Below are 16,534 nucleotides of genomic sequence, written 5' to 3'. Positions count from 1 at the left end.
CCGCACCGCGGCCGCGCCGGGGACTCACTCGGCGCGCGCCGGCTCCTCCACCGGGAAATTCACCCGGACCAGCAGCCCACCCAGTTCGCCATGCGCCAGCTCGATGCGCGCGCGGTGTGCGCTGCAGATCTCCCCGACGATAGCCAACCCCAGACCGGTACCTTGCTGCCTACGCCGATAGAAGCGCTGGAAGACCTTGTCGCGCTCCTCGAGCGGAATACCGGGCCCGTCGTCTTCCACTTCCAACACCGCCGCCGGGCCGACGCGGATGACCACGCTGCTGGCGGCATGCGCCAGCGCGTTATCCACAAGATTGGCGAGCAGCTCGTGCAATAGCGTCGGATCGCCCTTGATCCAGGCGGCGCTATCCGCCTCGAAGGCCAGCTCGATGCCACGCGCATGGGCCAATGGCGCCAGCACCATCCCCTGTTCGCGCGCCAACTGGCCGAGCTCGATGAGCTCACCGCCGCCCTCGGCAATGGCACGTGCGCCACTCTCGATCCGCGCCAGCGAAAGCAGCTGGTTGGCCAGGCCGGTGACCTTGTCGGTGTACTGCACGGCCTCTTCGAGCGTCGCGCGCCAGCGTTGCGGATCGTCTTCGCGCAGGCCCAGCTCCAAGCGCGCCTTCAAGGCCGCGAGCGGCGTGCGCAGCTCGTGGGAAGCATCGGCGATGAAGTGCGACTGTCGCTCGAACAAGCCAAGCAGGCGTGCCGTGAAATGGTTGAGCGCCGCCACCAGCGGACGCAATTCCCGCTGCACGCGAACCAGCGGCAGAGGCCGCAAGTCGTCGGGCTGGCGCTCTTCCACCGCAGCGCGCAGCCGGTCGAGCGGACGCAAGCCGGCGCTCACCGCGTACCAGACCATAGCCAGCGCGGCCAGCGCCGACAGCGCCAGGTTCAGCAGGGTATCGGCGAGCAGGTCGCGGGCGAGACGCTCGCGCGCGCCCAGGGTCTCCGCCACGCGGATTTCCGCCATGCCGTTGACCGTCGGCTGGCTCACCGGCTGGGCCAGGCTGACCACGCGCACGTCCTGGCCCTGGAATTCAGCATCGTAGAAACGCGCCAGCGCCGGATAGTCATTGGTGCGCGGCGTGCCCGGCGGCGGTGGCGGCAGGTTTTCGTAGCCGGAGATGGACTGCCCCTGGGTGTCGATCACCTGGTAGAAGATTCGCCCGGCGCTGTCGTAGGCGAAGCTGTCCAGGGCCACGTAGGGCACGTTGGCGCGCAGTGCGCCGTTGCTGTCGTAGAGCCCGCTGGCGATGTCCCGCGCCGAGGCGAGCAGGGTGCGGTCGTAGGCGATATCCGAGGCATGCCGGGCGCGCCAGTAGGTGGCCACGCTGCCCAGCAGCAACAGCACCAGCAGCATGGCGCCGAGCCGCCAGAGCAGGCGCCCGCGCAGGCTGCCGGTGCCGGGCAGGCGGGCCTCAGGCATCCAGGGCCTCGAGCAGGTAACCCAGCCCGCGGAAGGTGACGATGCGCACGCCGCTGCCTTCGAGCTTCTTGCGCAGGCGGTGCACGTAGATTTCGATGGCGTCGGCGCTGGCCTCCTGGTCCAGGCCGAATACCTGGGCCGCCAACTGCTCCTTGCTCATCACCCGACCGGGCCGGGCGATCAGGGCCTCCAGCACGGCCTGCTCGCGGGAGGTCAGGGTCAGCCCCTCGCCGCCCAGGGAGAAACGCCGCGCCCCCAGGTCGTAGACCAGATCGCCGCAGCTCTGCTGCTGCTCGCCGCCGAGCACGCTGCGTCGCAGCAATGCCTTGACCCGCGCCTCCAGCTCGCTCAGCTCGAACGGTTTGGCCAGGTAGTCGTCGGCCCCGAGGTTGAGCCCGTGCACGCGGTCCTTCACTTCGCCGCGCGCGGTCAGCATCAGCACCGGCAGGGTCTTGCCGCGCCCGCGCAGGCGCGCCAGCACCTCGAAACCGTCCAGGCGTGGCAGGCCGACGTCGAGGATCGCCAGGGCGTATTCCTCGCTGGCGAGCGCCAGGTCGGCGGCGATGCCGTCGCGCAATAGGTCCACCGTCCAGCCGGCGCCCTTGAGGGCCTGCTGCACGCTCTCGCCGAGCTGGGGATGGTCTTCGACCAGCAGAATGCGCACCGCGGTAGTCCTCGCTCGGGATGGGATGACCGCGCAGTTTACTCGTCCGTGGGCGCCTGTGAATGGCTGAAAGCCTGGTGAAAGGCAGCGGCGCTAGGATCGCCGCCAGACGACATAGATCGTCCCCGATTCGGAAGGCGGCGTGGCGCCTCCGCGACAAGAACAAGAAATGGAGACCACCAATGCTGACTGCCCAGCAGCCTGAGCGCACAGCCGTTCCCGCTTATTTCCGCCTGATTCCCGCCGCCCTCGCCCTCGGCGGCCTGGCTGGCGAAGCCAACGCCAGTGGCTTCATCGAAGACAGCAGCCTCAAGCTGCAAGCCCAGAACATCTACTTCAACCGCGACTTCCGCGACGGCGCCGGCCAGTCCAAGCGCGAAGAGTGGGCACAAGGCTTCATCCTCGACTATCAGTCCGGCTACACCGACGGCACCGTCGGCGTCGGCCTCGACGCCCTGGGCATGCTCGGCCTGAAGCTCGATTCCAGCCCCGACCGCACCGGCACCGGCCTGCTGCCGACTCACGACGACGGCCGCGCCGCCGACGAGTACAGCAAGCTCGGGCTGACCGCGAAGTTCAAGGTGTCGAAAAGCGAGCTCAAGCTCGGCAGCCTGATCCCCGACCTGCCCACTCTGCAGCCCAACGACAGCCGGCTGTTCCCACAGACCTTCGAGGGCGGCCTGCTGGAGTCGCGCGACCTGCCCGGCCTGGACTTCACCGGCGGACGCCTGGAGAAGGCCAAGGACCGCGACTCCACCGACTTCCAGGACCTGGCGCTGAACAACAAGAACAAGCGCTTCCTCGGCACCGTGGCCGGCGAGCATTACGACCTCGCGGGCGGCGACTACAAGTTCAACGACAGCCTCACCGGCCGCTACCACTACGCCGAACTGGACGAGGTCTACCGCCAGCACTTCGTCGGCCTGCTGGCCAGCCACAAGCTCGGCGACGGCAAGTTCAGCGCCGACCTGCGCCTGGCCATCAGCGACGACGACGGCTCCGCCCGAGGCGGACGCATCGACAACCGCGCCTTCAACGGCATGCTCGGCTACGCCATAGGCGCGCAGAAGTTCAGCGCCGCCTGGCAGCAGATGGATGGCGACAGCGCCTTCCCCTACATCGATGGCAGCAACCCCTACCTGGTGAACTTCGTGCAGATCGGCGACTTCGCCGACGCCCACGAGCGCTCCTGGCAACTGCGCCACGACTTCGACTTCGCCGCCTTCGGCCTGCCCGGGCTGAGCCTGATGAACCGCTACGTGAAGGGCGACAACGCCGAGATCAACGGGCGCAGCGGCGAAGGCCGCGAATGGGAGCGCAACACCGACCTCAAGTACGTCGTGCAGAGCGGCCCGTTGAAGGACTTCGGCGTACGCGTACGCAATGCGACCTACCGCTCCAACTTCACCCGTGACGCCGATGAAACCCGCATCTACCTGACCTACTCCGTGGCGATCTGGTAAACCAACAACAAGAACGAGGCCTCCGAAAATGACCAAACTCCGCACCCTTCCCCTGCTGCTCGCCGCCGGCGCCCTGCTCGCCAGCAGTGTCGCCCTCGCCGAACCCAAGCGTCCGGAATGCATCGCCCCGGCGGCGCCCGGCGGCGGCTTCGACCTGACCTGCAAGCTGGCGCAGAGCGCCCTGCTCGAACAGAAGATGCTGGCCAGCCCAATGCGCGTGACCTACATGCCCGGCGGCGTCGGCGCCGTCGCCTACAACGCCGTGGTCGCCCAGCGCCCGGCCGACGGCAACGCGATCACGGCCTTTTCCAGCGGCTCGCTGCTGAACCTCGCCCAGGGCAAGTTCGGCCGCTACGACGAGAACGCGGTAAAGTGGCTCGCCGCCATCGGCACCAGCTATGGCGCCATCGCCGTGCGTGCCGACTCACCGTACAAGAACCTCGCCGACCTGGTCGCCGCGCTCAAGGCCGACCCGAGCAAGGTGGTGATCGGCTCCGGCGGCACCGTCGGCAGCCAGGACTGGATGCAGACCGCGCTGCTGGCCAAGGCCGCCGGCATCGATCCGAAGCAGCTGCGCTACGTCGCGCTGGAAGGCGGTGGCGAGATCGCCACGGCGCTGCTTGGCGGGCATATCCAGGTCGGCAGCACGGATATCTCCGACTCCATGCCGCACATCCGCGCCGGCAAGATGCGCATGCTCGCAGTGTTCTCCGAGGAACGCCTGAAGGACGAAGGCATGACCGACATCCCCACGGCCAAGGAGCAAGGTTTCGACATCGTTTGGCCGGTGGTGCGTGGCTTCTACGTCGGACCGAAGGTCAGCGATGAGGACTACCAATTCTGGAAGGCATCCTTCGACAAGCTGCTGGCATCAGAGGACTTCGCCAAGCTGCGCGACCAGCGCGAGCTCTTCCCCTTCGCCATGACCGGCCCAGAACTGGATAGCTACGTGAAGCAGCAGGTCACGCACTACCGCCAGCTGGCCCAGGAATTCGGCCTCATCCAGTAAGCCGCGAGGATTCGCCCATGCACGCTCACTCGCTGCCCCAGCGCCTGTTCGCCGGCGCCTGGCTGCTGGCCTGTCTCGGCCTGGCCATGGAGGCCTGGCACTACCAGGCCGCCTTCTCCTACGAACCGGTGGGCCCGCGCGCCTACCCCCTGCTCTGCCTGGGCCTGATGGTGATCGGCCTGGCCTGGCTGATCCTGCGTCCGGCTCCGCGCCGCGAGGACGACGAGGCGCCACTGGAAGGCGCACTGCTGCGCAAGGTGGTCGCCTGCGTCGCCCTGTTGCTGGTCTACGCCGGGCTCTTCGAGCCGCTGGGTTTCATCCTCTCCAGCGCCCTGGTCGGCAGTTTCATCGCCCTGCTCTACGGCGGTCGGCCGGCGTACAGCGTGATCACCTGCAGCCTGCTGGCCGTCGGCCTGTTCCTGCTCTTCGACCACGCGCTGGACGTGCCGCTGCCGCGCGGCGTGCTCGACGCCCTGCCCCTCTGAGGAATTCGCCATGGATACCCTGAACTACCTCGGCCAGGGCTTCGAAGTCGCCCTGACCCCGTACAACCTCGCCACCGCCCTGGCCGGCACCCTGATCGGCACCGTGGTCGGCCTGCTCCCCGGCCTCGGCCCGATCAACGGCGTAGCGCTGCTGATCCCAGTGGCCTTCGCCCTCGGCCTGCCGCCGGAGTCGGCGCTGATCCTGCTGGCCGCGGTCTACCTGGGCTGTGAATACGGCGGGCGGATTTCCTCGATCCTGCTGAACATCCCCGGCGAAGCCTCCACCGTGATGACCACGCTCGATGGCTACCCCATGGCGCGCCAGGGCCTGGCCGGCGTGGCGCTGTCGCTGTCGGCCTGGAGCTCGTTCATCGGTGCCTTCATCGCCACCTGCGGCATGGTGCTGTTCGCCCCGCTCCTGGCGAAATGGGCGATCGCCTTCGGGCCTGCGGAGTACTTCGTGCTGATGGTCTTCGCCATAGTCGCGCTCGGCGGACTGGCCGGCGACCGGCCATTGAAGACGCTGCTGGCGGCGCTGCTCGGGCTGTTCCTGTCGAGCGTCGGCATCGACGCCAACAGCGGCGTGTACCGCTTCACCTTCGATAGCATCCACGTCGCCGACGGTATCCAGTTCGTGGTGCTGGTGCTGGGCCTGTTCTCGGTCAGCGAAATCCTCCTGCTGCTGGAGAAGACCCACCACGGCCACAAGGCGGTTGAAGCCAGCGGGCGCATGCTGTTCAACCTCAAGGAAGCGACCTCGGTATTCGTCATCAACCTGCGCTGCGGCGTGCTCGGCTTCATCATGGGCGTGCTGCCCGGCGCCGGCGCGACCCTGGCCAGCGCCGTGGCCTATATGACCGAGAAGCGCCTGGCCGGTGACAAGGGCAAGTTCGGCCAGGGCGACCTGCGCGGCCTGGCCGCTCCGGAAACTGCTATCGGCGGCGCGGCCTGCGGCGCCCTGGTGCCGATGCTGACCCTCGGCGTGCCCGGCTCCGGCACCACCGCAGTGATGATCGGCGCGCTGAGCCTGTACAACATCACGCCCGGCCCGCTGCTGTTCCAGGAACAGCCGAACATCGTCTGGGGTCTGATCGCCTCGCTGTTCGTCGCCAACGTCATGCTGATCATCCTCAACGTGCCGATGGTCCGCGTGTTCACCCGCATCCTCTCGGTACCGAACTGGGCGCTGGTGCCGGGCATCGCGATCATCACCGCCATCGGCGTTTATGCGGTGCATGCGACCACATTCGATCTGTTCCTCATGGTCGCCATCGGCATCCTCGGCTACCTGCTGCGCAAGCTCGACTTCCCGCTCTCGCCGCTGCTGCTGGGCTTCATCCTCGGCGGCCTGATGGAGCAGAACCTGCGCCGCGCGCTGTCAATCTCCAACGGCGAGATGAGCATCCTCTGGTCCAGCCCCATCGCCATCGGCACCTGGGCCCTGGTGGCGCTGATGCTGGCCCTGCCGTTCTATCGCGCCTGGCGCAAGCGCATGGCTCGCAGCGCGGCCCAGCCGGCCAGCGCCTGAGTCCGCCACAACCACGCTCGCCACGCTCCGGCATGGCGACTTTCAGACCCGCCCCGCGCGGGTCTCTTTTTGCCCGGCGATCAGCGTCCTCGCTCCTACAGGAAATGAAAAAGCCCGGCATCGGCCGGGCTTCTTCGTACTCGCGCAGCAACGGTCAGGCGTTGCCGGTGACCTTCAGGCGCGCGGCCTGGGTAAAGTCGAGCATGCGCTTGAGCGGCTTGATCGCCTTGGGGATCAATGCCGGGTCGACGAAGATTTCGCCGCTGCCTTCCTTCAGGCAGGCCAGGGTGCGCTCCAGCGTGTTCATGGCCATCCACGGGCAGTGCGCGCAGCTGCGGCAGGCCGCGCCGTTGCCGGCGGTGGGGGCTTCGATGAACTCCTTGTCCGGGCACAGCTGCTGCATCTTGTAGAAGATGCCGCGGTCGGTGGCGACGATAAAGCGCTTGTTCGGTAGGGTCTGCGCAGCCTTGATCAGTTGGCTGGTGGAGCCCACGGCATCAGCCAGCTCGACCACCGCCTCGGGCGACTCCGGGTGGACCAGGATCGCGGCGTCCGGGTAGATCGCCTTGAGGTCTTCCAGTTGCTTGGCCTTGAACTCCTCGTGGACGATGCAAGCACCGTCCCAGAGAAGCATGTCGGCGCCGGTTTCGCGCTGGATGTAGCGGCCCAGGTGCTGGTCGGGCGCCCAGAGGATCGGCTCGCCGTTGTCCATCAGGTGCTCGACGATCTCCACCGCGCAGCTGGAGGTCACCACCCAGTCGGCGCGCGCCTTCACCGCTGCCGAGGTGTTCGCGTAGACCACCACGGTGCGCTCGGGGTGCTGGTCGCAGAAGGCCGAGAACTCTTCGACCGGGCAGCCCAGGTCGAGCGAGCAGGTGGCCTCGAGGGTCGGCATCAGCACGCGCTTCTCGGGGTTGAGGATCTTCGCCGTCTCGCCCATGAAGCGTACGCCGGCGACCACCACGGTCTGCGCCGAATGCTGGTTGCCGAAGCGGGCCATTTCCAGCGAGTCGGAGACGCAGCCGCCGGTTTCCTCGGCCAGCGCCTGGATCACCGGGTCGCAATAGTAGTGCGCCACCAGGACGGCGTTCTGCGCCTTCAGCTCGGCAGCGATGGCCGCCTTCAGATCGGCCTCTTCCTGGGCGCTGAGCACGCGGGGCTGCTTGGCGGCGAGATGGGCCTGGACCAGGAGGCGTTCGGATATCTGGGTCATGTTTGGACTGCACCTGCAGGGTACGACTACCTAGGAGGGCGATTTTACCTCGCCACGAAAGGAAGCGCGCGATCATGCGGGCAAAGCCGCCGGGTGGCAAGGCTCCGGCGGGCGCCGCCTTTGATCGATTCAACCGGTGAAGTGGTCGCTTTCCATCAATAGCGACCTGGCGCCCTCCCCCAGACAGGCCCCCAAGCAAGCCCCCGACCGAACAGCGGGGCAGCGTCTGGAGGAGACCAGCCATGCAATCCGTCGAACAGATCAAGCACAGCAGTTCCGTCGCCGACTGGGCCGAACAGCGCCTGGCGCGGGCCCACAACTTCCTTCAGCAGCCCGACATGAGCGCTGCCCAGGTTGCCGCCAGCGCCGGCCCTCGAACACTTCTCTCGCGTCAGGCTCGGCTGTGCACCGAGCAACGGCCTGAGCGCACCGGCAGCGGCCCGGGCTGTCGTGAACGAGGGGGCGGCATCCTGTGGATCACGCCGCGCACACTGGGCAGGCGGGCTCAACCAATGCCTTTTTCCGCGCGCAAAGAAAAAGCCCCGTGACCAGAGATCACGGGGCTTTGCGATTTGGTGGGTCGTGTAGGATTCGAACCTACGACCAATTGGTTAAAAGCCAACTGCTCTACCGACTGAGCTAACGACCCAACGCGAGGCGTATAATACTGATTTCTAACGTAAAAACAACACCCCTTCGAAAATAATTTCAGAAATACTTCGTTGGGTCCTGAACACCCGCCGCGGCAAAGCCTTCGGCGCGCAGGCGGCAGCTGTCGCATTTGCCGCAAGCACGACCCTCATCGTCAGCCTGATAGCAGCTCACCGTCAGTGCGTAATCCACGCCGCGCGCGAGGCCCGCCTGGATGATCTGCGCCTTGGACAGGTACTGCAGCGGCGCCTGGATACGGAAGCCGTCGCCCTCCACGCCGGCCTTGGTCGCCAGGTTGGCCATGCGTTCGAAGGCCTCGACGAACTCCGGGCGGCAATCCGGATAGCCCGAATAATCCACCGCGTTGACGCCGATGAAGATGTCCCGCGCCCCCAGCACTTCCGCCCAGCCCAGGGCCAGGGAGAGGAACACGGTGTTACGTGCCGGCACGTAGGTCACCGGAATGCCTTCGCTGGGCGCTTCGGGTACATCGATGCTGCTGTCGGTCAGTGCCGAGCCACCGATGCCGTTGAGGTTGAAGCCGATGACCTTGTGCTCGACCACGCCCAGTTGCCGGGCGACGCGCTCGGCAGCCTGGAGTTCAGCGCGATGGCGCTGGCCGTAGTCGAAGCTCATGGTGTAGCAGCTGTAGCCATCGGCCTTGGCCATGGCCACCACGGTGGCGGAGTCGAGCCCGCCGGAAAGCAGGATGACGGCTTTCTTCTGAGTCATGTGAATACCCTTAGCGTCGGCGCCTCAGCGGCCCGGTTCGTCGTTCCAGAGGACTTTGTGCAACTGCATCTGGAAGCGCACAGGCAGGTTGTCGGCAACTATCCAGTCAGCCAGATCGCGCGGCGCCAACTGGTGATGACTCGGCGAGAACAGCACCTCGCCGGCGCGCTCGTCCAGGCGGTACTCGATCAGCTTGGATACCGCCCAATCGTAGTCCTCGCGCGAACAGAGGACGAACTTCACCTGGTCGTTGGCCGTCAGCAGGCCGATGTTCTCATAGCGGTTGCGCGCGACTTCGGCGGAGCCGGGGGTCTTCAGATCGAGGACTCGGCTCACGCGCGGATCGACGGCGGAAATGTCCAGCGCCCCGCTCGTCTCCAGCGAAACTGAATAGCCGGCGTCGCACAGGCGCTGCAGCAGCGGAATGCAGTTCGGCTGGGCCAGTGGCTCGCCACCGGTGACACAGACGTAGCGCGGCCGGTAGCTGGCGACCATTTCGAGGATGGCATCGAGGGACTGGATCTCGCCGCCGCTGAAGGCATAGGCGGAGTCGCAGTACTGGCAGCGCAGGGGACAGCCGGTCAGGCGGACGAACACCGTCGGCAGGCCGACCGTGCGCGCTTCCCCCTGCAACGAGTAGAAGATCTCGGTGATTCGCAGGGTTTGTTGCATATCTGCCACGGGCGTGACGGCTGAACAGGCCATCCGCCTCCGTTGCGTTGAAGGAGGGAACGCGCCGAAGGCGGCGTTCGATACACCCGGAGCGAGCGGACATCAGCCGAGCTGAAACCGCGAGCGTCTTCCGAGGGGTGCCGATTCTAACGAAAAAACCCGCGACGAGCGCGGGTTTTCGGCAGGCGGCAGGAAGGCTTTACTTGAGGCTCTTCAGGTCGCGCTGGGCCAACTGGGCGGCGGAGCTGCCCGGATACTGGGCAACCACCTGCTGGAGGATGCCGCGGGCCTTGTCATTGTTGCCCAGACGACGCTCGACGTCGGCGAGCTTGTACAGCGAATCCGGCACTTTCGGGCTGCCCGGATAGGACTGGCTGACCCTGGCGAACGCCTGACCGGCGCCCTGCAGGTCGCCCTTGGCGAGGTTCACTTCGCCGAGCCAGTACTGGGCGTTGCCGGCGTACTGGCTGCTCGGGTACTTGCGCAGGAAAGCGGCGAAGGCCTGGCTGGCCTTGTCGAAGTCCTTGGCTTTGATCAGGTCGAAAGCAGCGTCGTAGTAGAGCTTCTCTTTCGCCGGATCGCCGGCTTCGCCAGCCGCGGCCTGCTGGGCCGGGGCGGCTTGCTGCTGTTGGGCTGCGGCGGCACCGGCCGCTGCGCCCGCACCGGCGGCAGCGCTGCCGTCGGTGGAAGGATTCTGTGCGGCCGGAGCGGAGGAAATGCGGCGGTCGAGGTCCTGATAACGCTCGAGGCTTTCCTGCTTCAGCTGCTGGATCTGGTTCTGCTGTTCTTCCAGGGTACCGCGCAGGCGGGACAGCTCGTCCTGCATCTGCTGCAGCTGCAGGAACAGCTGGGCTTGCCCGGAAACCGGAGCGGCCGCAGCCGCTCCGTTTCCAGCGTAAGCGCCATCAGCACCTGCGGTGCCATAACCCGCGGGCGGAGCGCTGGCGTAGCCGCCATCGTTACCATCCGATACCGGAGCCGCGGCAGCCGCCATCAGCGGCAGGCCGCAGACCATCAAGGTCAGAAATCGCAGGCGCATAGGGTCTTACTTCTTCAGCTCAACGCGACGGTTCTGAGCCCAGGACTGTTCGTCGTGGCCGGTAGCAACCGGACGCTCTTTACCGTAGGAAACCAGTTCCAGTTGAGCCGGGGACACGCCCTGCAGAACCAGGTAGCGCTGAACGGCCTTGGCACGACGCTCACCCAGAGCCATGTTGTACTCGCGGGTGCCGCGTTCGTCGGTGTGGCCTTCCAGGACAACGTGCTGGCCGCTGCCTTTCAGGTCTTTGGCGTGAACGTCCAGAGCGCGCATGGCTTCCGGCTTCAGGTCGGAGCTGTCGTACTCGAAGTAGAAGGTGGTGATTGCACGCAGAGCGGCTTCGTCGCTCAGGCTGCCGTCAACGGCACCGCTGTTGGCGCCGTAGCCAGCGTTCGGGTCAACGCCGTTGGCGCCTTGACCGGAAGCGTTGCTGCCCTTCGAGGAGCAACCAACAGCGACGGCCATGGCCAGAGCCAGAGCAGCAAATTTGCCGATTTTCAGCATTTCCATCATGTAACTCCTAATGAACCCCAGTGTAATAAGTATAAAAAGTTGACAGCCGTCAGTTCAGGTAAGGGGACCAGGAAGGCTCGCGCACGTCGCCTTGAGCGGTAGGTAGCGGTAACCGAACGCGTCCGTTGATGGAGACGAGCATCAACACGCCCCGGTCCTGCTGGCGGGTGGCGTATATTAGCATCGTGCCATTGGGCGCGACAGTGGGCGAATCGTCCAGCGTAGTGTTGGAAAGCACGCGCAGACTGCCGCGCTGAAGGTCCTGGGCCGCGATCTGGAAGTTGGTGAAACCGTCTTGACGGTGCACCATCACCAGGGTCTTCTCATCCGCCGAAAGTTTCGGGTTGGCGTTGTAGTTGCCAGTGAAGGTCACCCGATCGGTCGCCCCGCTGTTGACGTTCATCTTGTAGATCTGCGGTTTGCCGCCACGATCCGAAGTGAAGTACAGGGTCGAGCCGTCCTTGCCCCAGAAGGGTTCGGTGTCGATCGCCGCGTTGTTGGTCAGGCGGCGCAGTTGGCGCGAGCCCAGATCCATCACGTAGATCTCCGGGTTGCCGTCGCGCGACAGCACCATGGCCAGGCGGTTGCCGTCCGGGGAGAACGCCGGCGCGCCGTTCAGGCCTTCGAAGTTGGTCAGCTGCTCGCGGCGACCTGTATCAACGTACTGCATGAAGATGCGCGGACGCTTCTGCTCGAAGGAGACGTAGGCGATGCGGCGGCCATCCGGCGAGAAGCGCGGCGAGAGGATCGGCTCACGCGACTGCAGCAGGGTCACCGGGCGCGCGCCGTCATAGTCGGAACGCTGCAGGGTGTAGCGGGTGTTGTCCGCGGAGAAGCGCTCGGCAGTGACGTACAGCAGGCGGGTGGAGAAGGCGCCCTTGATGCCGGTGAGCTTCTCGAAAGCCTGGTCGGCGATGAAGTGCGACATGTCGCGCAGCTGCTCGGTGCTGCCGCCAACGCTGCCGGTGAGGATCTGCTGCTGGGTGGCGACGTTGAACATCGCGTACTGCACCTGCAGGCGGCCACCGGCCGGGACGATGCTGCCGATCACCACGTACTGGGCGCCGAGGGCCTGCCAGTCACGGTAGATGACTTCGCTGGCCTGGGCCGGCTGGCTGATCATGTTCTGTCGCGGGATCGGCTCGAAGTAGCCGGAGTTGCGCAGGTCGTTGCCGATGATGTTGGCCATGTCGTCGGGCAGGACATTACCGCCCTGCCAGCCGAAGGGCACCACGGCAATCGGTACCGCGCGGTCGGAACCGCTGGTCACCAGAATGTTCTTCTCATCAGCCAGCGCGACACCTGCTACGCAGAGCAGGGCGACCAGCAATCCTCTGAAAATCTTGATCACAGCGTGAGGTCCTCAGGCGTGAAGGTCATCTTGAATGAACGGTAGGGATTGAAGTCCTTCGGACTCAGGCCCTGCATTTCGGTGATACGACCGACGTTCTTCACGGCATTCACCGCGGAACTGTCGAATGCCTTGTCGCCGCTGGAGCGGGCGACGCTCGCATTGGTGATGGTGCCATCGGGCAGCATGTTGATCTGCACGATAACACTCATGCCGTTACGGGCCGATGGCGGACGCGACCAGCCCTCGGATACCCGGGAGCGGATCAGGTCGTCGAAGTTGCCTGCCACTTCGTTGCCCTGTTCGTCGGCAAGCGCCTGCTGCCGCTGCGTGTCGTCGGACAGCAGTTCGGCCAGTGCCTGCGCCTTCTTGTCTTCCTGAGCCTTCTTCGCTGCCTGCTGGGCAGCAGCCTTCTTCTTCGCGGCGTCGGCGGCGGCCTTCTTCTCGGCCTCCTTCGCTGCAGCGAGCTTCTTGGCCTTTTCCTCGGCCTGCTTCTTGGCTTCTTCGGCAGCCTTCTTCTTCGCGTCCTCGGCGGCCTGTTTCTTGGCCTCCTCGGCGGCTTCCTTCTTAGCCTCTTCCTCCGCCTTCTTCTTGGCGATGTCGGCCTGCTGCTTCTCGGCAGCGGCCTTGGCTTCGGCAGCCTTTTTCGCGGCGTCGGCGGCTTTCTTCGCCTCGGCGGCCTTGGCCGCCTCTTCGGCTTTTTCCGCTTCCGCTGCCTTTCGAGCCTCGTCGGCTTTCTTTTGTTCCGCCGCTTTGGCGGCTACGGCTTCCTGCTCGACCTTCTTTTGCTCCAGCTGTTCGACTTCGTACTGCTTGGCAGAGGTCTTCTTCGCTTCCCCGGCGATCTTCTGGTTGGTCTGCTGGGTAGCCTGACTCTTCGATTTGAGCTGATAGAGAGTAGCCTGCACGATGGGACGCGCCGGCGGCAGCTCGGGCGTCATCGCCCAGCTGACGAACAGCATCGCGAAAATCAGGACGTGCAGCGCCACGGCCAGTACAGCTGGCCAGAAGTAGCTTTCCGATGGGGAGCGTTCGAGTTGCTTCAAGATCCGGGCGCCTCGGTAATCAGCCCGACATTGCCTACACCGGCCTTCTGCAGGCCGCCCATGACGGCCATGACCGCACCGTAGTCGACGGCTTTGTCGCCGCGTACGAAGACCTGCACTTTCTTACCCTGGCTGCTGTTCTCGGCCATGATGGCGGTCGCGGCCCTTACCAGTTCATCCAGGGAAACCGCGGACTTGCTGGTCTTGCCCTGATCCGGATCGACCTCCGAGCCCATGTTCCAGTAGTAGGTCTTGTCGGCCTTGATGGAAATGGTCAGCACCCGCGAATCGTTGTCCTGCGGGAGCACTTCGCTGGAAACCTTGGGCAGGTCGACCTTGACCCCCTGGTTCAGCATCGGCGCGGTCACCATGAAAATCACCAGGAGCACCAACATCACGTCGATGTAGGGCACCACGTTCATTTCCGCGACCGGCTTGCGTTTGTGACGAACTCTTGCCATTTCGGCTTACCTCCAGGTCGTCAATCGTCGCTGGTGTGCACTTTGCGGTGCAGGATGGCCTGGAACTCGTCGGCGAAGGTGTAGTAGCGGCCGATCAGCAGTTCCGCGCGAGCGGCGAAGCGGTTGTAGGCAATGACCGCCGGAATTGCGGCGAACAGACCGATAGCGGTTGCAATGAGCGCCTCGGCGATGCCAGGGGCAACGGTGGCCAGGGTGGCCTGCTGCACGGCGGCCAGGCCGCGGAACGAGTTCATGATGCCCCACACGGTGCCGAACAGGCCGACGTAAGGGCTGGTAGAGCCCACGGTGGCGAGGAACGGCAAGCTGGTTTCGAGCTTCTCTTCTTCACGGGAGATGGCCACGCGCATGGCACGGGCGACACCTTCCATCACCGCATCCGGGTCTACGCCGGACTGCTGGCGCAGGCGCGAGAATTCCTTGAAGCCGGCGCGGAAGATCTGCTCTACGCCCGAATCCGGGTCCGGGTTGCTGCCCGCCTGGCGATACAGCTTGGACAGGTCGATGCCCGACCAGAAGCGCTCTTCGAAGCCATCCAGGGCTTTCTTGGCCGAGCGCATCATGTTGCTGCGCTGGAAAATCATGATCCAAGAAGTGACCGAGGCGGCCACCAGGGTCAGCATGACCAGCTGCACCACCAGACTGGCGTTGCTGATCAGGCTCCACATGGAGGTATGGTCGACGACGTTCGGTTCCACGTTAATCTCCTGCTAATTGGGTATCCGGAGTGCCGGCAAATGCCGCACGCAACACTTCGGGGATGGCGCGCGGCTTGAGGGTATCGCCCCGCACGCACGCCACCAGGAAGCGGCCCTCACAGAGCAGGGCCCCATCCGTCGCTCGACGAACCTGTTGACGGAAGCGCAGGCTCGCCCGGTTCAACTCCTCGACTTCAGCGCTGACGATCAGCTCGTCGTCCAGGCGTGCCGGCGCGTGATAACGCGCCTCGGCGGAATGCACGACGAAAAGCAGGTTCTCCCCCGCCAGCTGCGATTGGGCAAAACCCAACGCGCGCAGCCGCTCGGTGCGAGCCCGCTCCATGAATTTGAGGTAGTTGACGTAGTAGACGATTCCGCCCGCATCGGTGTCCTCGTAATAAACCCGAAAACGATGCTCGAACGGCTGCCCCCCGTGTTGCGCGCGCATACTCTAGAACCAAGTCAGGGCTTTGCCAATCGGCAATCAGCCACAAATGCAATTAATTACCATCTTCAGGCGAGAAAAAATCCGGGATTGCCCCTTCGCCCATTCGTTTCGGCAACTTCAGGCCGAAATGCAGATACGCATGCCGGGTAACGACCCGTCCTCGCGGCGTGCGCATGATATAGCCTTGCTGGATCAAATAGGGCTCCAGCACGTCCTCGATCGTATGTTTTTCTTCACCGATCGCGGCGGCGATGTTGTCCAGCCCCACCGGCCCACCGTCGAACTTGTCGATCATAGTCAGCAGCAGGCGTCGGTCCTGATGGTCGAAACCACGCTCATCGACATCCAGCAGATTGAGCGCCTTGTCGGCGACCTCGCGACTGATCGCCCCGCTCCCCCGCACTTCGGCGAAATCACGTACCCGGCGCAGCAGGCGGTTTGCGATACGCGGCGTGCCACGGGCCCGACGAGCGACTTCGAAGGCGCCAGCCGGATCCATGTCCAGACCGAGGATGCCGGCCGAGCGAGCGACAATGGTCGCCAGGTCGTCGACACCGTAGAACTCCAGGCGCTGCACGATGCCGAAACGGTCGCGCAGCGGGTTGGTAAGCATGCCGGCGCGGGTAGTTGCACCGACCAGGGTGAAAGGCGGCAGATCGAGCTTGATCGAACGTGCCGCCGGTCCTTCGCCGATCATGATGTCCAGCTGGAAGTCTTCCATCGCCGGGTACAGTACTTCCTCGACGATGGGCGAAAGGCGGTGAATCTCGTCGACGAAGAGCACGTCACCGGGTTCCAGATTGGTCAACAGCGCGGCCAGGTCGCCCGGACGCTCCAGTACCGGGCCGGAGGTGCTCTTGATCGCCACGCCCATCTCCTGGGCGATGATGTTCGCCAGGGTGGTCTTGCCCAGGCCGGGCGGACCGAAGATCAGCGTATGATCGAGGGCCTCCTTGCGGCCTCTGGCGGCGCTGATGAACAGCTCCATCTGTTCGCGCACGACGGGCTGGCCGATATAGTCGGAAAGGCTCAGCGGGCGGATCGCGCGGTCGATCTGCTCTTCGCGCTCGCGCGTGCCGGCGGCGGATATCAGGCGATCGGTTTCGATCATC

General features: G+C 65.2%; 18 protein-coding genes and 1 tRNA gene. 5 read left to right on the top strand and 14 right to left on the bottom strand.

Annotated elements, in window-relative coordinates:
- Positions 1–24: 24 nt before the first annotated feature.
- Together PKB_RS06930 and PKB_RS06925 are read right to left on the bottom strand one after the other, a co-directional pair.
- Positions 25–1,416 carry a sensor histidine kinase gene (locus tag PKB_RS06930; RefSeq protein ID WP_156958119.1) on the bottom strand — a complete coding sequence of 464 codons (1,392 nt, stop codon included), beginning with the start codon at positions 1,414–1,416 and terminating at the stop codon, positions 25–27.
- A 7-nt stretch (positions 1,417–1,423) separates the two neighbouring features.
- Positions 1,424–2,095: a response regulator gene (locus tag PKB_RS06925; RefSeq protein WP_043250206.1), complete on the bottom strand. Its 672-nt coding sequence runs from the start codon at positions 2,093–2,095 to the stop codon at positions 1,424–1,426.
- Positions 2,096–2,277: 182 nt separating this feature from the next.
- On the opposite strand from PKB_RS06925, the gene PKB_RS06920 reads away from it, so the two are divergent.
- From PKB_RS06920 to PKB_RS06905, 4 genes are read left to right on the top strand one after another with little or no spacing between them, the layout of a single operon-like run.
- The gene (locus tag PKB_RS06920; protein ID WP_043250204.1) at positions 2,278–3,558 is read left to right on the top strand and encodes an OprD family porin; all 1,281 of its coding nucleotides are present in this window, start codon (positions 2,278–2,280) and stop codon (positions 3,556–3,558) included.
- 28 nt (positions 3,559–3,586) lie between these two features.
- Positions 3,587–4,567, top strand: a complete 981-nt coding sequence (locus PKB_RS06915; protein ID WP_043250201.1) for a Bug family tripartite tricarboxylate transporter substrate binding protein — start codon at positions 3,587–3,589, stop codon at positions 4,565–4,567.
- A 17-nt stretch (positions 4,568–4,584) separates the two neighbouring features.
- Entirely contained in the window at positions 4,585–5,052 is a 468-nt protein-coding gene (locus PKB_RS06910) for a tripartite tricarboxylate transporter TctB family protein (RefSeq protein ID WP_043250198.1), read from the top strand.
- A gap of 10 nt (positions 5,053–5,062) precedes the next feature.
- Complete coding sequence (locus PKB_RS06905) at positions 5,063–6,580, top strand: tripartite tricarboxylate transporter permease (protein ID WP_043250196.1); 1,518 nt, start codon at positions 5,063–5,065, stop codon at positions 6,578–6,580.
- 154 nt (positions 6,581–6,734) lie between these two features.
- Here PKB_RS06905 and nadA read toward each other — a convergent pair whose 3' ends face one another.
- Positions 6,735–7,793 (bottom strand): quinolinate synthase NadA, encoded by a 1,059-nt coding sequence (nadA, locus tag PKB_RS06900; RefSeq protein ID WP_043250194.1) that lies wholly within the window; start codon positions 7,791–7,793, stop codon positions 6,735–6,737.
- Between the two features lie 242 nt (positions 7,794–8,035).
- Here nadA and PKB_RS06895 point away from each other — a divergent pair, with 242 nt between their 5' ends.
- The gene (locus tag PKB_RS06895) at positions 8,036–8,341 is read left to right on the top strand and encodes a hypothetical protein (protein WP_043250191.1); all 306 of its coding nucleotides are present in this window, start codon (positions 8,036–8,038) and stop codon (positions 8,339–8,341) included.
- Between the two features lie 25 nt (positions 8,342–8,366).
- Here PKB_RS06895 and PKB_RS06890 read toward each other — a convergent pair.
- From PKB_RS06890 to ruvB, 11 genes are all read right to left on the bottom strand, one after another.
- Positions 8,367–8,442, bottom strand: a tRNA-Lys gene (locus PKB_RS06890).
- Positions 8,443–8,501: 59 nt separating this feature from the next.
- Positions 8,502–9,176 (bottom strand): 7-cyano-7-deazaguanine synthase QueC, encoded by a 675-nt coding sequence (gene queC, locus PKB_RS06885; RefSeq protein ID WP_043250188.1) that lies wholly within the window; start codon positions 9,174–9,176, stop codon positions 8,502–8,504.
- A 24-nt stretch (positions 9,177–9,200) separates the two neighbouring features.
- Positions 9,201–9,848, bottom strand: coding sequence for a 7-carboxy-7-deazaguanine synthase QueE (queE, locus tag PKB_RS06880; RefSeq protein ID WP_043250187.1), 648 nt, complete (start codon positions 9,846–9,848; stop codon positions 9,201–9,203).
- A gap of 199 nt (positions 9,849–10,047) precedes the next feature.
- Positions 10,048–10,887: a tol-pal system protein YbgF gene (ybgF, locus tag PKB_RS06875; protein WP_043250185.1), complete on the bottom strand. Its 840-nt coding sequence runs from the start codon at positions 10,885–10,887 to the stop codon at positions 10,048–10,050.
- Positions 10,888–10,893: 6 nt separating this feature from the next.
- Positions 10,894–11,397 carry a peptidoglycan-associated lipoprotein Pal gene (pal, locus tag PKB_RS06870; protein ID WP_043250183.1) on the bottom strand — a complete coding sequence of 168 codons (504 nt, stop codon included), beginning with the start codon at positions 11,395–11,397 and terminating at the stop codon, positions 10,894–10,896.
- Between the two features lie 52 nt (positions 11,398–11,449).
- The gene (gene tolB / locus PKB_RS06865) at positions 11,450–12,751 is read right to left on the bottom strand and encodes a Tol-Pal system beta propeller repeat protein TolB (protein ID WP_043250181.1); all 1,302 of its coding nucleotides are present in this window, start codon (positions 12,749–12,751) and stop codon (positions 11,450–11,452) included.
- Positions 12,748–13,800: a cell envelope integrity protein TolA gene (gene tolA, locus PKB_RS06860; protein ID WP_167333388.1), complete on the bottom strand. Its 1,053-nt coding sequence runs from the start codon at positions 13,798–13,800 to the stop codon at positions 12,748–12,750. Before tolA ends, tolB begins: the two co-directional genes overlap by 4 nt.
- On the bottom strand, positions 13,794–14,258 hold the full coding sequence (gene tolR, locus PKB_RS06855; protein ID WP_043250177.1) for a protein TolR: 465 nt from the start codon (positions 14,256–14,258) through the stop codon (positions 13,794–13,796). Before tolR ends, tolA begins: the two co-directional genes overlap by 7 nt.
- Positions 14,259–14,278: 20 nt before the next feature.
- On the bottom strand, positions 14,279–14,974 hold the full coding sequence (gene tolQ / locus PKB_RS06850) for a protein TolQ (RefSeq protein ID WP_043250175.1): 696 nt from the start codon (positions 14,972–14,974) through the stop codon (positions 14,279–14,281).
- Between the two features lies 1 nt (position 14,975).
- Positions 14,976–15,422, bottom strand: coding sequence for a tol-pal system-associated acyl-CoA thioesterase (gene ybgC / locus PKB_RS06845; RefSeq protein WP_043250172.1), 447 nt, complete (start codon positions 15,420–15,422; stop codon positions 14,976–14,978).
- A gap of 52 nt (positions 15,423–15,474) precedes the next feature.
- Positions 15,475–16,533: a Holliday junction branch migration DNA helicase RuvB gene (ruvB, locus tag PKB_RS06840; RefSeq protein ID WP_043250170.1), complete on the bottom strand. Its 1,059-nt coding sequence runs from the start codon at positions 16,531–16,533 to the stop codon at positions 15,475–15,477.
- Between the last annotated feature and the right edge of the window lies 1 nt (position 16,534).

Source organism: Pseudomonas knackmussii B13 (genome assembly GCF_000689415.1).
GTDB lineage: Bacteria > Pseudomonadota > Gammaproteobacteria > Pseudomonadales > Pseudomonadaceae > Pseudomonas > Pseudomonas knackmussii.
The sequence above is the reverse complement of the archived record's forward strand: the minus strand, read 5'-3'. Positions and strand labels throughout refer to the sequence as shown.

What these genes read in the sequence shown, in the direction of transcription:
- PKB_RS06915 (WP_043250201.1), top strand. Translation starts at nt 3,587, where the DNA reads ATGACCAAACTCCGCACCCTTCCCCTGCTGCTCGCCGCCGGCGCCCTG.
- PKB_RS06920 (WP_043250204.1), top strand. Translation starts at nt 2,278, where the DNA reads ATGCTGACTGCCCAGCAGCCTGAGCGCACAGCCGTTCCCGCTTATTTC.
- queE (WP_043250187.1), bottom strand. Translation starts at nt 9,848, where the DNA reads ATGCAACAAACCCTGCGAATCACCGAGATCTTCTACTCGTTGCAGGGG.
- nadA (WP_043250194.1), bottom strand. Translation starts at nt 7,793, where the DNA reads ATGACCCAGATATCCGAACGCCTCCTGGTCCAGGCCCATCTCGCCGCC.
- queC (WP_043250188.1), bottom strand. Translation starts at nt 9,176, where the DNA reads ATGACTCAGAAGAAAGCCGTCATCCTGCTTTCCGGCGGGCTCGACTCC.
- PKB_RS06905 (WP_043250196.1), top strand. Translation starts at nt 5,063, where the DNA reads ATGGATACCCTGAACTACCTCGGCCAGGGCTTCGAAGTCGCCCTGACC.
- tolR (WP_043250177.1), bottom strand. Translation starts at nt 14,258, where the DNA reads ATGGCAAGAGTTCGTCACAAACGCAAGCCGGTCGCGGAAATGAACGTG.
- PKB_RS06895 (WP_043250191.1), top strand. Translation starts at nt 8,036, where the DNA reads ATGCAATCCGTCGAACAGATCAAGCACAGCAGTTCCGTCGCCGACTGG.
- ruvB (WP_043250170.1), bottom strand. Translation starts at nt 16,533, where the DNA reads ATGATCGAAACCGATCGCCTGATATCCGCCGCCGGCACGCGCGAGCGC.
- ybgF (WP_043250185.1), bottom strand. Translation starts at nt 10,887, where the DNA reads ATGCGCCTGCGATTTCTGACCTTGATGGTCTGCGGCCTGCCGCTGATG.
- PKB_RS06910 (WP_043250198.1), top strand. Translation starts at nt 4,585, where the DNA reads ATGCACGCTCACTCGCTGCCCCAGCGCCTGTTCGCCGGCGCCTGGCTG.
- ybgC (WP_043250172.1), bottom strand. Translation starts at nt 15,422, where the DNA reads ATGCGCGCGCAACACGGGGGGCAGCCGTTCGAGCATCGTTTTCGGGTT.
- pal (WP_043250183.1), bottom strand. Translation starts at nt 11,397, where the DNA reads ATGGAAATGCTGAAAATCGGCAAATTTGCTGCTCTGGCTCTGGCCATG.